Here is a 13859-nt window from a genome sequence, read left to right as displayed (position 1 = left end):
CCGCAGCGACTCCTCGCTGTACTCGATCATCGACCGGTAATGCGGACTGCCCAGGTAGTAACGCAGCACGATCGGCCGCCACCGCTTGAGCATCTCCGACACCAGCACACTGTTGCCCAAGGACTTGGACATCTTGTCCCCGGCCATGGTCACCCAGGCGTTGTGCAGCCAGTACCGGGCAAAGGTGTCGCCGTAGGCCTGGGCCTGGGCGATCTCGTTCTCGTGGTGGGGAAAGATCAGATCCAGGCCGCCGCCGTGGATGTCGAACGCAGGGCCGAGGTATTTGTGGGCCATGGCCGAGCATTCCAGGTGCCAGCCCGGCCGGCCCGCACCCCAGGGGGTGGGCCAGGTCGGCTCACCGGGCTTGGCCGCCTTCCACAGCGCGAAGTCCCGCGGATCACGCTTGCCGGTCTCGCCCTCCCCGGAGGGCTGCTGGAGATTGTCCAGCCGCTGACGCGACAGCCGCAGGTAGCCGGGGAAGGAACGCACGTCGAAGTAGACGTTGCCGTCCGCCGCGTAGGCGTGACCGCGGTCGATCAGCCCCTGGATCATCGCGATCATCTCCGGCACATGGCCGGTGGCGCGGGGCTCGTAGGTGGGCGGCAGGCAGCCCAGGGCGGTGTAGCCGTCGTTGAAGGCGCGCTCGTTGGCATAGGCGATCGCCCACCAGGGACGGTCCTGCTCGCGGGCCTTGGCCAGGATCTTGTCGTCGATGTCGGTGACGTTGCGGACGAAGGTGACCTCATAGCCGCGGTAGGCGAACCAGCGGCGCAGGATGTCGAAGTTCAGCCCCGACCGGATGTGCCCGATGTGCGGAGCCGCCTGCACGGTGGCACCACACAGGTAGATCGAGACACACCCCGGCCGCAGCGGGATGAAATCACGGATCTGCCGGGCACTGGTGTCGTACAGGCGAATAGTCACCACTCCAGGGTAGTGGGCCGCGACGGGTGCCTCGTACGCCTTCCCGCACGACCGTCGCACATCCACCACAGGCACGCGTGCGCGCCGCCGTCACGGCCTTCACCCGGCCCGCACGCCCGAGTCGTCCGCCCCGTCCGCCTCACCCGGGCCGTCCGGGTCGTCCTCGCTCGCGGGGTGCCGCGCTCGCGACCGGCGGAGCGCGGGGAGCGCGGCCCCCGCTCCGGTCCCGGTCCTACAGGCGTCCGACGACCTTCTGCGGCCTGATCCGCAGGACCACCCGTTCGGCGTCCTGGACCGAGGAGGGGTTGAACTCGGCGTACTTCTTGCCGGTGTACTTCAGGGACAGTTCGTCGATGAGCTCCCGGGCCCCCTGGGTGGTGACCTCGGCGGTGCCGCGGATCTCGGCGTACTCGTAGGGCGACTCGGGGTCCAGGAGGACGACGCTGACGCGGGGGTCGCGGTCGACGTTGAGCTTCTTGCGGCGGTCGACGGTGGTGGAGATGAGGAGGTCGTCGCCGTCCCGCTTCACCCAGACCGGGGACAGCTGCGGGCTGCCGTCGGGCTGGATGGTGCCGAGGACGACGAAGACGGGGCTGTCGAGCAGTGATCTGATCCGGTCGGACAGAGCGGCCGGCATGAGGGCACCTCCGTGAGCCTGATGCGATGGGGCCTACGCGGGTACCCTCGCACGCCCTCAGCCCACCCGCACCACGAGTGCCGTGGCCACCGCCATCAGGCCCTCGCCCCGGCCGGGGAAGCCGAGCCCGTCGGTGGTGGCGCCGGAGACGGTGACCGGTGCGCCGGCCGCCTCGGAGAGGACCTTCTGGGCCTCCTCCCTCCGCTTGCCGATCTTCGGCCGGGGGCCGACGACCTGCACGGCGACGTTGCCGATCCGGAAGCCCGCCTCACGGACGATCCGTGCGGCCTCCGCCAGGAGCGTGACCCCGGAGGCGCCCGACCACTCGGGGCGTCCGGTGCCGAAGTGCTGTCCGAGGTCGCCGAGGCCGGCGGCGGAGAACAGCGCGTTGCACGCGGCGTGCGCGACGACGTCGGCGTCGGAGTGCCCGGCGAGGCCGGGTCCCTCGTCCTCCCACTTCAGGCCCGCGCACCACAGCTCGCGGCCCTCCTCGAAGGCGTGGATGTCGGTGCCGATGCCGACCTGGGGCAGCAGGGGGATGTCAGAAGCCATCGTTGAGCCTCCGGCGTGCCAGGACCGCCTCCGCGAGGATCAGGTCCAGCGGACGGGTGACCTTGAACGCCTCCTCGTGACCGGGCACGGCCACGACCTGCTCGCCCAGCCGTTCGACCATGCTGGCGTCGTCGGTGACGTCGTCGGTGATCGTCTCGTGGGCGCGGATCAGCGTCGCCCGGTCGAAGCCCTGCGGGGTCTGCACGGCCCGCAGCCGCGACCGGTCGGGGGTGGCGACGACCGGTTCGGGCCGGCCCGCCGGCGCGGGCTCGACCTGCTTGACGGTGTCGGCGAGCGGCAGGGCCGGTACGACGGCGACGGCTCCGTCCCGGACGGCCTCCACGACCGCGTCCACGATGTCCACCGGCACCAGCGGGCGGGCCGCGTCGTGCACGAGGACGATCTCGTAGCCGGGCGGCAGCGCGTCGAGGCCGAGCCTGACGGACTCCTGACGGGTCTCGCCGCCGGGCACGACCAGGACGTCGGTCCTGCCCCAGCCGCCGCCGGGGGACCCCCCGGGCAGGGCGTGGGCGTCCAGGATCGACTTGACCTCGGCGGTGCCGTCGGGCGGGGCGACGACGACGACGAGGGACACGGCACGGGAGGCGGCCATGGCCCGGACCGCGTGGACGAGCATGGGGGTGCCGCCCAGGGTGCGCAGCGCCTTGGGGATGCCCGGGCCGAGGCGTACGCCCCGGCCGGCGGCCGGGATCACGGCGGCGACGGGGGAACCCGGCCGGCCGCCCGTGGGCGAAGGGCGCGAATCGTCAGACATCGGTTCCTGTCAGGTTTGTGTGCCGGTCGGGCTTGGGTATGGCCTGGGACGTGACCCCCTGATGGGGGAGTGCCGGACGCGAGGCCCCGACCGGACCCTTCCGTGACCCTGGTCGAGCCGACTGTCCGGGCCCGGCGCACAGGACCGGGGGACGTCTCCCCCACCCCATGCGGCGGGGACACGACCGGTGCGGGACGCACTCGGACACAGCCGTGTGCGGACATGCCGCAGCGCCCGGCGACGTGCAGCATGTCATCGGGCACCGCGGCATTCACGTGCTGATCCGAGGCGTGTGCGGGCGTCGCCTCGCGTCAGGAGACCGCCTCGCGTCAGGAGGCGAGAACCTCGTCGAGCAGGGCCTCGGCCTTGTCCTCGTTGGTGTTCTCCGCGAGAGCGAGCTCGCTCACCAGGATCTGGCGCGCCTTGGCGAGCATGCGCTTCTCACCGGCGGAGAGTCCTCGCTCGCGCTCGCGACGCCACAGGTCGCGCACGACTTCCGCGACCTTGATGACATCGCCGGAGGCGAGCTTCTCCAGATTCGCCTTGTAACGACGTGACCAGTTCGTGGGCTCCTCGGCGTACGGAGCACGCAGCACCTCGAAGACACGGTCCAGCCCGTCCTGACCGACCACATCACGCACGCCGACGAACTCCGCATTGTCCGCTGGCACACGCACCGTCAGGTCACCCTGAGCGACCTTCAGCACCAAGTAGGTCTTGTCCACGCCTTTGATCTGGCGAGTTTCGATGGCCTCGATCAGCGCGGCCCCGTGATGGGGATAGACCACGGTGTCGCCAACCTTGAACGTCATGTGACAGGTACCCCTTCCGTGGCTATCCAGAGTAACACGGATACGCTGTCATCTGAATGGCGTTTTCGCAGGTCAGGGCATATCTCGGGGCTTGACAACAGCAACAGGGACGTGCTCCGGAAGGGGCGGGCGGGCCAAGAGGAAGTGGGTATTCGCAGGTCGGAGGGGCTCTTCCCGCGAGGTGAAACGCGTACGTTACACGCTTCCGGCGGCCCACCCAAACGGCCGAACAGTCCGATTTGCCTGGTTCCTGACGCTCGACTTCCGCTACTCCGTTCGGTGTGATCCCGATGAGTCCCGGCCGATTCCGGAATTGATCGCGGCCTTCGTCACATCCTCCGACCGGGCGACCGGTGATCAATTCCCGCCATCGCGTGCATTCCTTCACCGGTAAATCCGCGCATCGTCCGAGACGGGCTATGGCGGGCTATGCGGACGGGCTCTTATGCGAAAGGCGGCGAGGTGTGCGGCCAATGCGGACGGAACCCCGCCGGGCCCCGCCGGCCGTCCGCCGGACCTCCGCCGAGCCACCCGCGCGGCCCGATTCCCGGCCGCGGGGAACGGGACGCCGGACCGGACGCCCACGTGCCCCCGGAGGGCGTAGAGGCGGGTCGGGTGCGGCCCCGTCGGAACGGCTCGGTAGCCTAAGGCCGCCGACAGACACTTAGGGTGGCTTTATCCACAGAGCCACCCCTGCGTTAAAGGAGTTGCCGCCGCCGTGAGCAGCAGCCTTCGACGCGGCGCCTTCGCCGCCACCGCCATCGCGTTCTCGATCGCCTCGCTCGCCGCCTGCGGCGCCGGCCACGACGCCGAGACGCTCCAGATCAAGCCGGACAACGCGGCCGCCTCCGTCGGCCCGATCAAGGTCCAGAACGCGGTGGTCGTCACCCAGCCCGGCACCCAGACCAAGGGCCCGGCCGTGGTCATCGCGACGCTCTTCAACAACGGCAAGACCGACCAGACCCTGGACTCGATCAGCGTCGAGGGCGGCGGCACCGCCCGGATCACTCCTGCCGGGGGCGGGGGCAAGCTGACCGTCCCCGCCGGGGGCTCCGTGGTCATCGGCGGCAAGGGCAACGCCGTCGCCGAGCTGCCCAACCCCAGCTCCGAGCTGAAGGACGGCAACGCCCAGAAGGTCACCTTCGCCTTCAGCGAGACCGGCGACGTGAGCCTGCGCGCCTTCGTCGTCCCGGCCGAGGGGTACTACAGCTCCTGGGGCCCGAGCAGCGCTCCGGCGGCCCCGGGCGCCCCCGGTGCCTCGCAGGCCCCCGACTCCGAGGCGGGCGAGGAGTCGAAGGCTCCCGAGAAGAAGGACGACGAGAAGAAGGACGAGGCGGAGTCGTCCGAGAACGCCCCGGACCCGAGCGGCTCGGCCTCCCAGTCGGCGTCGGCCGGCCACTGAGCCCCCGCTCCCCTTCCTCTCTTCTCCCTTTCCTGTACCGGCTGCAGATTCCTGTACGACCGCAGACGTCCTCGTACGCCCAAGGGCGGCATCCTCCGCGCGGAGGGTGCCGCCCTTGTCGTGGGAGCCGTGATAAAAGCCGTGGAACCGCGGCGCGCGGTCCGGTTCACGGCTCGAACTTGTACCCCAGTCCCCGGACCGTCACCAGGTACCGCGGCGCGCTCGGGTCCGGCTCGATCTTGGCGCGGAGCCGCTTGACGTGGACGTCGAGCGTCTTGGTGTCGCCCACGTAGTCGGCGCCCCAGACACGGTCGATGAGCTGCATACGGGTCAGCACGCGCCCGGCGTTGCGCAGCAGCATCTCCAGCAGGTCGAACTCCTTCAGCGGCAGGTCGACCTTGGTGCCGGAGACGGTCACGACGTGCCGGTCGACGTCCATGCGGACCGGTCCGGCCTCCAGCGCCGTCGGGGCGGCCTCCTCCGGCTCGCCGCGCCGCCGCAGCACCGCACGGATGCGGGCCACCAGCTCACGGGAGGAGAACGGCTTGGTGACGTAGTCGTCCGCGCCTATCTCCAGACCGACGACCTTGTCGATCTCGCTGTCCTTGGCGGTCACCATGATCACGGGGACGTTGGAGCGGCTGCGCAGCTGGCGGCACACCTCCGTGCCGGGCAGCCCCGGCAGCATCAGGTCGAGCAGGACGAGATCGGCACCGTTGCGTTCGAACTCCTCCAGTCCGTCGGGCCCGGTGGCCGCGACGGCGACCTCGAAGCCCTCCTTGCGAAGCATGTACGACAGAGCGTCGGAGAAGGACTCCTCGTCCTCGACGACGAGCACTCGGGTCACGGAAGGACCTCCGGGGCGGGATGCGGTTCGTAACGGGTTGGTTCGGTGGAGGGCTGCCCGTCCTCCTGGTCGAGGGCGGGGTGCTCCTGTGCGTGGTCCTGATCCCGGGACCGGCCGCGGTCCCGACCGCGGTCCTGGTCCCGGCTGCGGTCCCGGTCCTGGTTCCGGTCCTGGCCGCGGTCCTGATCCCGGTCGCGCTCCCGGTCCTGGTCACGCTCCGGGTCCTGGTCGCGTTCCTGCTCGCGCTCCTGGTCCCGGCCCTGGTCGAGGGCCTCACGAGCCGCGGGCGCCTCCGGCAGCCTCAAGGTGAAGGTGGACCCCTGTCCCTCGGCGCTCCACACCGCGATCTCCCCGCCGTGCGAGGCGACCACGTGCTTCACGATCGCCAGGCCCAGGCCGGTGCCGCCCGTGGCACGTGAGCGAGCCGGGTCGACCCGGTAGAAGCGCTCGAAGATGCGCTCCTTGTCCTTGTCGGAGATGCCTATGCCCTGGTCGGTGACGGCGATCTCGATCATGTTCCCGCCGGGCGCGCTCACCCGCCGGGCGGCGATGCCGACACGGGTGCGGGGCGGGGAGTAGTTGACGGCGTTCTCCACCAGGTTGCCGAGGGCGGCGGCGAGCTGGCTGCGGTTGCCCCACACCTGCAGGTCCGCGGCGCCCCCGGAGGCGATGGTGATCTGCTTGGTGCCGGCCTGGTGGCGGCAGCGGTCGACGGCCTCGGCGACCAGCTGATCCACCCGGACGGGTTCGGCGTCCTCCAGCGGATCGTCGTTCTGCACCCGGGACAGGTCGATGAGCTCCTGCACCAGGCTGGTCAGCCGGGTCGCCTCGATCTGCATGCGTCCGGCGAAGCGCTGCACCGCCTCGGGGTCGTCGCAGGCGTCCATCACGGCCTCGGAGAGCAGGGAGAGCGCGCCGACGGGCGTCTTCAGCTCATGACTGACGTTGGCGACGAAGTCGCGTCGTACGGCTTCGATACGGCGGGCCTCGGTCAGGTCCTCGACGAGCAGCAGCACCAGGCGGGATCCCAGCGGTGCGACACGCGCGGAGACGGCGAGGGGCTCGCTCCGCCCGGCACCGCGCCGGGGCAGGTCCAGCTCGACCTGCCGTATCTCCCCGTCCCTCCTGGTGTCCCGGGCCATCTGGAGCATGGGCTCCACGGAGAGCTCGCCACCGCGGACCAGCCCCAGGGCGTAGGCGGCGGAGCTGGCCTTGATCACGTTGTCGTTCTCGTCCAGGACGACGGCCGAGGACCGCAGGACGGACAGGACGGTGTCCACACCCGGTGGGAGCACCGGACTGGTGGGCAGGGAACTACGGGTCGGGCGCCTCAGCTCGCGCTCGCTCCAGCGGAACGCCAGCATGGCGATGACACCGGTGAGTACTCCGGCGATCGCTGCCGCTGCGGCGACCGCCGCGTTCACGTCCATGCGTCCAGGTTAGGCATGGGATACGGCGTCCCTGCAGCCGTCCGGGTGCGACCTCGAACACTCGTCGCCCAGAGTTCACCCAGAGGCCAGGAAGGGTTCACGTGGGGTGGCGGAAACGGACGCGTTCGGCCCGGAGCGTGGAGGGGCACGGGGTGCGAGCCCCCAAGGAACACGCAGGAGAGGGAACCCTGATGCGGGACGCGTACCACGAGGAACTCGACTCGATCGGCGACGGTCTGGTGGAGATGGCCCGGCTGGTCGGGTCGGCGATCGGGCGCGCCACGACCGCCATCCTCGACGCCGATCTGAAGCTCGCCGAGAGCGTGATCGAGGCCGACCGGAAGATCGACGATCTCCAGCACGACCTGGAGAACCGGGCCATCACCCTGCTGGCCCGACAGCAGCCGGTGGCGACGGACCTCCGGATCGTCGTCACCTCTCTGCGGATGTCCGCGGACCTGGAGCGCTCGGGCGACCTCGCCCAGCACGTGGCCAAGCTCGCCCGGCTGCGCTTCCCGGAGCGGGCGGTCCCCCACGACCTGCACGCCACCATCCTGGAGATGGGCCAGCTCGCCCAGCGCCTGATGGCGAAGGCGGCCGAGGTGCTCGTGACCAAGGACGTCGACCTGGCGCTGCAGCTGGAGCAGGACGACGACGAGATGGACCTGCTGCACCGCACCCTCTTCACGCACCTGATGGACGACCGCTGGAAGCACGGCATCGAGACGGCGGTGGACGTCACCCTGCTCGGCCGCTACTACGAGCGCTACGCCGACCACGCGGTGTCGGTGGCGAAGCGGGTGGTGTACCTGGTGACGGGCGAGCACGCGGACGAGCTGCAGCAGGACGTCCAGCCGGTGACGGGGGCGGAGAGCGCGTGAGGGCCGTCGCGCGAGCCGTTGCGTGAGGGCTGTCGCATGAGGGCTGTCGCATGAGGGCTGTCGCATGAGGGTATGGACCCGTGGCCGGACGGACCCGTGATCACACGAACCCGTGATCACAGGGATCCGTGATCACAGGGATCCGTGGTCACACGGGTTTGTGACGGCCGGCGCATGACCGTCACAAACCCGGCGTGAAAAGCCGGTGCCGGAGCGCGCACGAGCCTCCGTGCGCCGTTGATGCGCCCAGTACGGCGGGCATGGAATGGGTACAGGCATCTGCCCGAGGAGGGACCCATGGCCGAATCCCCCGGCATCACGCCCGACCCCGTTCAGCAGCGCGAGACCGAACAGTCCGCCGAGATCAAGAGCCTGCCGCTCCTCGGCGCCTGCGGTTGCAGCTCGAGCTGCGGCTGCGGCTGTCAGTCGGGCGGCCCCTGCCAGTGCAGCTGACAGGGGCGCGACACATCCCATCGGTGGGTCGTACACGCCGCGACGCATGACCGCGGTGTGCCGCAGGGCCTCGGTGAAGAACCGGGGCCCTGCGGCGTGTGCGCCGGGCCCCGGCCGAACGGCACCCGCCCGCCCCGGAAAACCCACGGATCAGGCATCGTGGGCTTCGGCCACCGCCTTCAGTGCCTCGGCGCTGCGGGTGTACTCCTGCTCGAGGGCCGTACGGTGCTCCGCGATCACGGATGCGGCCATGCTGCCCGACCAGCGCTCGGTGTCGGTGAACCGGGTGATGCCCTCGGACAACGGGACGAGGTCGAAGCTGTGCCGGCCGAGGAAGACCCCCGGCACGCCACCCTGCCAGGCCAGTCGGCGCGGAGCGTCCACCTCGACGATCTCGCCGGTGAACTCCTGGTCACCGGCAACCCCGCCGGAAAGTCTCATGGGAAGCTCGGCACCGACGGCCACGTCCGGCACCGGGCCGTTCAGCGACAGCACGGGGTGCCAGGTGGCGTAGTCCTCGAAGGCGGTGAGTATCTGCCACACCCTCGTCTGAGGGGCAGCGATGTCGATGGTCACCGAAATAAAAGGGTCGTTTTCCCGCACGGCAGCTCACGCTAGACCTGCCCCACCCCGTGCGCCACACGTTTTTGTCCCGCCCCGCCTCCGCCGCAGCGGAAAGTCCACCAGGGCGCGGCCGGGGTGCGGCGCGGAAGACCGGTGCACCGGCTCCAGCCCGAAGCCGCGGACCCGACCGCCCGGTCAGAAGCTCCCCGCAGAACCGTGGCCGCCGTCCGAGGCACTGGGGCTGCGGACCACCGAGGTACCTGCGCCCGGAACGGGTCCGGCTTGCGGCACGAACGCTCCGCACCCTCACCCATGACCTCCTCATCAGCGGCGTGACCCCTGCCGACCTGACCAGGGCCCGTGTGTATCCCTTCATATGGGACGAGCCCGGAACGCTCGCACGGGAACGCCACTGGTACGACGGCCTCGTGCAGTTCTTCGAGGCCGCCGCTGCGGCGGACGACGCCCTGCTCGTGTGGCTCGGCCGAGGAGCATGCCCTCCAGGACGCTCGGCTTGGGAGGAGTCCATGGTCCTGCTCCCTGCCGTTCCCCGTGGTTCCCCGCATGGTCCGGCATGGTTCTGGCACGACCTCTTCGCCCGTTTCCGGCAATACGGGAGTACCTGGCCGGGTACGCCACGAAGGCCGGACAGTGGCCACGGGACGGGGGACCATGGGGACCAAGGATCCGGAGTACCCGGCAGCGGTCGAAGCGGCCGTGGAGATCCTGCGGAAGCGGGCCCGGCGGTGCCGTCGTCGGGCCCGGTCCGGGGCCTGGCCGCTGCCTGTGTCAGGTCCGTTCAGGCGTGGGGGTGAGCTGTGGATCCGTTCAGCTGGAGGGGACGGCGTCGGCCGGGTCGGTGTGCCAGTTGGTGACGATCGGGTCCTCGACCAGGATGGTGCCGACCGGCAGGGAGACCGGGTTGGGGTCGTCGTCGCCGACGGCGACGATGATGGAGTCCAGTTCCTTGCCGCCGTTCCCCTTGGTGGTCTTCGGGTTCACCCCCGCGTAGGCGGCGGTGTCCCCGCTCAGCTTGATCTGCTCGCCGACGGACTGCTCCGCGGGACCTGCCTGGGTGCCGTCGGATCCGAACGCCACGGTCGGAAACTCGGCGGGCAGGTAGCAGGTGATCCCCGGCTTGGCCTTGGCGACGATCAGGATGTATCCGCCGGCCTGGGTCTGGGCCCTGGTGCTCCAGGAAATGTCGTTGGCGCCGCAGCGCTGCTCGACCGGTTCCCGCTTGCCGTTGCCGGTGTCGACGCCGGAACCGGCCGTGTCCTCGGGCCTCTTGCCCGCCGAGGCGGCGCTCTCGCCGGTGCCCTGGCCGCTGCCCGCGGTCGTCGGGCCGGACGGAGTGGCCGCATCACCGGCGGGGGCGGCGGACGAAGAGCTCTGCGCGGCGCCGGTGTTCGCGGTCGTGTCCCCGTTCTGGCATGCCGTCGTCAGCAGAACGCCGCCCATGACGGCCGCGGAGACGAGCAGGGCCTTGCGACGGTATCCGGACATGAGATCCCCCTGTCGGTGAGCGATGGTCGGACCGAAGTCGTGCGGGTTTCCGGTGATCACCCGACCGCTAGGAGGGGGCTGCGGACCGCGACGGTTCTGGGTGCCTTCGTTCCAGGACAACACCGTCACAGGCCGGTGACATGATCACAAAGAGCTGCGAGAGCCGTCGCACGGGAACCGAGGTGGACGGCGGAAGGAGGGCCTGCCGGAATCCTCGTCGTCGACGGGGGATTCATGGCGCTGGTCCGCAAGGGGTCACGACGCGTCGTCGTCGACGGCACGGCCCGCCGCCGGCGGCTGCGGGGCAAGCCGACGTACTGCCAAGGACTGGCCTGGTCGCCCTGTACGTTCGCGGTCGAGCACGAGAACACCCCGGGGCGGTCCTCGTGGTGAGGACCGACCAGCCGCATACGAGCAACTGGATCGGTCGCAGGGCCGAGCCCGTGCTGCCCTTCGAGGGCGCCGCGGCCATTCGGCAGGCCCCGCGTGAGGGGTGGGCTCCGACGGCTCCGGGCCCCGCGTTCCGCATCGACGAGTCCGCCGGCTTCGCGCCCGGCCTCTGAACGCACCGGGAAGGGCCGGGATCTGGGCTCCCGCCGACGACAGCCGGCCGCGGCCGAAGGGCGAGATCCGTAGAAAACCTCGTCCGCACAAAGCCTCAATCGGGACCGGGCACGGCCCGACGACGGCCCAAGGGTGGCCCAAAGGTCCGGAAGCGCTCCGGAGAGGACGCAAGCCCCCTCCCGCGGAAGACCTGCGGGCAGGGGGCTTGTTGGTGGGTGCTTGCGGGCGCTTGCAGGCCCTTGCGGGCGGTTACTTCTTCTTGCCCTGGTTCTTGACCGCCTCGATCGCGGCTGCCGCCGCCTCCGGGTCGAGGTACCTGCCGCCGGGGGTGACCGGGCGGAAGTCGGCGTCGAGCTCGTAGTGGAGGGGGATGCCCGTCGGGATGTTGAGGCCCGCGATGTCGGTGTCCGAGATCTGGTCGAGGTGCTTGACCAGGGCGCGCAGGCTGTTGCCGTGGGCGGCGACCAGGACCGTGCGGCCGGCGAGGAGGTCGGGGACGATGGCGTCGAACCAGTACGGGAGCATCCGGGCGACGACGTCCTTCAGGCACTCCGTCTGCGGACGCAGCTCCGGCGGGAGGGTCGCGTAGCGCGGGTCGGAGAACTGGGAGTACTCGGCGTCGCGGTCCAGCGGGGGCGGCGGGGTGTCGTAGGAGCGGCGCCACAGCATGAACTGCTCCTCGCCGAACTCCTCCAGCGTCTGGGCCTTGTTCTTGCCCTGGAGGGCGCCGTAGTGGCGCTCGTTCAGGCGCCAGGAGCGGTGGACCGGGATCCAGTGGCGGTCGGCGGCCTCCAGCGCGAGCTGGGCCGTACGGATCGCGCGCTTCTGGAGGGAGGTGTGGACCACGTCGGGCAGCAGACCGGCGTCCTTCAGCAGCTCTCCGCCGCGGACCGCCTCCTTCTCGCCCTTGTCGGTGAGGTTGACGTCCACCCAGCCGGTGAACAGGTTCTTCGCGTTCCACTCGCTCTCGCCGTGGCGGAGGAGGATCAGCTTGTACGGTGCGTCGGCCATGCCTCAGAGCGTAATCCACGGGTTCGGACACCCGTACAAACCGCCCGGCAGGCGGACAGGCGGGCGGAGGCGGAGGCACGGACGGCCGCCCGGGGCGGTCGGCTCCGGTGAGGGGCCGGTTAATTCGGTGGGCGTCGAGAAGCCGTCTGTGTAAGGTGTGCTCGCCAGGTCGGCCGCTTACATCTCCGAGGTCCTCCATGTCCGTCGCCCGTCTCGGACGTGCCGTCCGGGAGACCGTCTCCGGGCTTCCCCGCGCGTTCTGGTGGCTGTGGGCCAGCACCCTCGTCAACCGGCTCGGTGCCTTCGTCGCCACCTTCATGGCGCTGTATCTGACGCTCGACCGCGGCTACTCCGCCTCGTACGCCGGTCTGGTCGCGGCGCTGCACGGGCTCGGCGGGGTCGTCTCCTCGATCGCCGGGGGCGTGATGGCCGACCGGCTGGGGCGGCGGCCGACGCTGCTGATCGCCCAGGCGTCCACCGCCGTCTCCGTCGCGGCGCTCGGGTTCATGCGCGATCCGGTCTCCATCGCCGTCGTCGCCTTCCTCGTCGGTGTGACCTCCAACGCCTCCCGGCCCGCCGTGCAGGCGATGATGGCCGACATCGTGCGCCCCGAGGACCGGGTGCGGGCCTTCTCTCTCAACTACTGGGCGATCAACCTCGGTTTCGCCGTCTCCTCCATGGCCGCCGGTTTCATCGCCGAGGTCAGCTATCTCGCCGGCTTCCTGGTGGAGGCGGGGATGACGGCGGTCTGCGCGGTCCTCGTCTTCGTGAAGCTGCCCGAGTCCCGGCCGGGCGACCGGGGGAACGGCCACGGAAGCACGCACGGGAACGACGGGAGCGGCGGGGAGGACGTCAGTCTGTGGACCGTTCTGCGGGACGGGCGGTTCATGGGCGTCGTCGGGCTGTCCTTCCTCGTCGCCCTCATCTTCCAGCAGGGGTTCGTCGGGCTTCCCATCGCCATGGGCCGGGCCGGGTTCACCCCCGCCGACTACGGCCTGGCCATCGCCGTCAACGGTGTCCTGATCGTCGCCCTGCAGATACCGGTCACCCGTTTCATCCAGCACCGGGACCCCCGGCGTCTGCTGATCGTCTCCTCCCTGCTCTCCGGCTACGGCTTCGGGCTCACCGCCTTCGCCGGGTCGGTCGGGGTCTTCGCCCTCACGGTGTGCGTGTGGACCCTCGGCGAGATGATCAACGCACCGACCCAGACCGGGCTGGTCGTCCGGCTGTCCCCGGTGCACGGGCGTGGCCGCTACCAGGGCGTCTACACCCTGTCCTGGGCGGTGGCCTCGCTGGTCGCGCCCCTGATGTCCGGAGCCGTCATCGACCGGTTCGGCGCCGGGTGGCTGTGGGGGGCGTGCGCCGGTGTCGGCACGGCCGCCGCCCTCGGCTACGGGCTTCTGACGCGGCATCTGCCGAAGGAGGAGGCGGCCGTGGACGCGGCCGGCACCAGGAGCGGGGTCGGCGCCGCCTGAGCGCGACGGCCGCCCCCTCCCCGCGG

16 protein-coding genes are annotated in these 13859 nt (G+C 70.6%); 6 read left to right on the top strand and 10 right to left on the bottom strand.

All coding sequences use genetic code 11. The features are described 5' to 3' along the window. From cysS to CCN35_RS18595, 5 genes are all read right to left on the bottom strand, one after another. Positions 1 to 924 (bottom strand): cysteine--tRNA ligase (gene cysS / locus CCN35_RS18615; RefSeq protein ID WP_086793589.1); only part of this gene is annotated, 924 nt, incomplete at its 3' end. 232 nt (positions 925 to 1156) lie between these two features. Then, positions 1157 to 1561, bottom strand: a complete 405-nt coding sequence (locus CCN35_RS18610) for a PPOX class F420-dependent oxidoreductase (protein ID WP_067397129.1) — start codon at positions 1559 to 1561, stop codon at positions 1157 to 1159. A gap of 57 nt (positions 1562 to 1618) precedes the next feature. Then, positions 1619 to 2113, bottom strand: coding sequence for a 2-C-methyl-D-erythritol 2,4-cyclodiphosphate synthase (ispF, locus tag CCN35_RS18605; RefSeq protein WP_067397130.1), 495 nt, complete (start codon positions 2111 to 2113; stop codon positions 1619 to 1621). Then, complete coding sequence (gene ispD, locus CCN35_RS18600; RefSeq protein WP_086793587.1) at positions 2103 to 2888, bottom strand: 2-C-methyl-D-erythritol 4-phosphate cytidylyltransferase; 786 nt, start codon at positions 2886 to 2888, stop codon at positions 2103 to 2105. The genes ispF and ispD overlap by 11 nt, the downstream gene beginning before the upstream one ends. A gap of 329 nt (positions 2889 to 3217) precedes the next feature. Next, positions 3218 to 3700, bottom strand: coding sequence for a CarD family transcriptional regulator (locus CCN35_RS18595; RefSeq protein WP_003953493.1), 483 nt, complete (start codon positions 3698 to 3700; stop codon positions 3218 to 3220). Between the two features lie 718 nt (positions 3701 to 4418). Between CCN35_RS18595 and CCN35_RS18585 the strand changes: the two genes are divergently transcribed. After that, entirely contained in the window at positions 4419 to 5102 is a 684-nt protein-coding gene (locus CCN35_RS18585) for a copper chaperone PCu(A)C domain-containing protein (RefSeq protein WP_086793585.1), read from the top strand. Between the two features lie 166 nt (positions 5103 to 5268). Here the strand turns inward: CCN35_RS18585 and phoP are convergent, their stop codons facing one another. Together phoP and CCN35_RS18575 are read right to left on the bottom strand one after the other, a co-directional pair. Next, positions 5269 to 5940, bottom strand: a complete 672-nt coding sequence (phoP, locus tag CCN35_RS18580; RefSeq protein ID WP_483883424.1) for a two-component system response regulator PhoP — start codon at positions 5938 to 5940, stop codon at positions 5269 to 5271. Between the two features lie 5 nt (positions 5941 to 5945). After that, positions 5946 to 7379, bottom strand: coding sequence for a sensor histidine kinase (locus tag CCN35_RS18575; protein ID WP_245863265.1), 1434 nt, complete (start codon positions 7377 to 7379; stop codon positions 5946 to 5948). Positions 7380 to 7570: 191 nt separating this feature from the next. Here CCN35_RS18575 and phoU point away from each other — a divergent pair, with 191 nt between their 5' ends. Both phoU and CCN35_RS28755 read left to right on the top strand, forming a co-directional pair. Next, positions 7571 to 8260 carry a phosphate signaling complex protein PhoU gene (phoU, locus tag CCN35_RS18570; protein ID WP_067397134.1) on the top strand — a complete coding sequence of 230 codons (690 nt, stop codon included), beginning with the start codon at positions 7571 to 7573 and terminating at the stop codon, positions 8258 to 8260. Between the two features lie 297 nt (positions 8261 to 8557). Then, positions 8558 to 8713, top strand: coding sequence for a hypothetical protein (locus CCN35_RS28755; protein ID WP_169721369.1), 156 nt, complete (start codon positions 8558 to 8560; stop codon positions 8711 to 8713). Positions 8714 to 8863: 150 nt separating this feature from the next. Here the strand turns inward: CCN35_RS28755 and CCN35_RS18565 are convergent, their stop codons facing one another. Further along, a complete protein-coding gene (locus tag CCN35_RS18565; RefSeq protein WP_079129836.1) occupies positions 8864 to 9316 on the bottom strand; it encodes an SRPBCC domain-containing protein in 453 nt (150 codons plus the stop codon). A 29-nt stretch (positions 9317 to 9345) separates the two neighbouring features. On the opposite strand from CCN35_RS18565, the gene CCN35_RS29595 reads away from it, so the two are divergent. After that, positions 9346 to 10092, top strand: a complete 747-nt coding sequence (locus CCN35_RS29595; RefSeq protein ID WP_245863263.1) for a DUF1877 family protein — start codon at positions 9346 to 9348, stop codon at positions 10090 to 10092. A gap of 13 nt (positions 10093 to 10105) precedes the next feature. Here the strand turns inward: CCN35_RS29595 and CCN35_RS18555 are convergent, their stop codons facing one another. Next, positions 10106 to 10783, bottom strand: a complete 678-nt coding sequence (locus tag CCN35_RS18555; protein WP_067397220.1) for a DUF4232 domain-containing protein — start codon at positions 10781 to 10783, stop codon at positions 10106 to 10108. Between the two features lie 234 nt (positions 10784 to 11017). On the opposite strand from CCN35_RS18555, the gene CCN35_RS29590 reads away from it, so the two are divergent. Continuing rightward, on the top strand, positions 11018 to 11176 hold the full coding sequence (locus CCN35_RS29590; protein ID WP_236560672.1) for a hypothetical protein: 159 nt from the start codon (positions 11018 to 11020) through the stop codon (positions 11174 to 11176). A 420-nt stretch (positions 11177 to 11596) separates the two neighbouring features. Here the strand turns inward: CCN35_RS29590 and CCN35_RS18545 are convergent, their stop codons facing one another. Next, the gene (locus CCN35_RS18545; RefSeq protein WP_067397136.1) at positions 11597 to 12358 is read right to left on the bottom strand and encodes a phosphoglyceromutase; all 762 of its coding nucleotides are present in this window, start codon (positions 12356 to 12358) and stop codon (positions 11597 to 11599) included. Positions 12359 to 12555: 197 nt separating this feature from the next. On the opposite strand from CCN35_RS18545, the gene CCN35_RS18540 reads away from it, so the two are divergent. Next, positions 12556 to 13833, top strand: a complete 1278-nt coding sequence (locus CCN35_RS18540; RefSeq protein WP_067397137.1) for an MDR family MFS transporter — start codon at positions 12556 to 12558, stop codon at positions 13831 to 13833. Positions 13834 to 13859: the final 26 nt, after the last annotated feature.

The sequence above is a fragment of the Streptomyces thermovulgaris genome (assembly GCF_002155915.1).
Classification (GTDB): Bacteria; Actinomycetota; Actinomycetes; order Streptomycetales; family Streptomycetaceae; genus Streptomyces; species Streptomyces thermovulgaris.
Note: the sequence above shows the minus strand (reverse complement) of the source record. Positions and strands in the feature narration are given on the sequence as shown.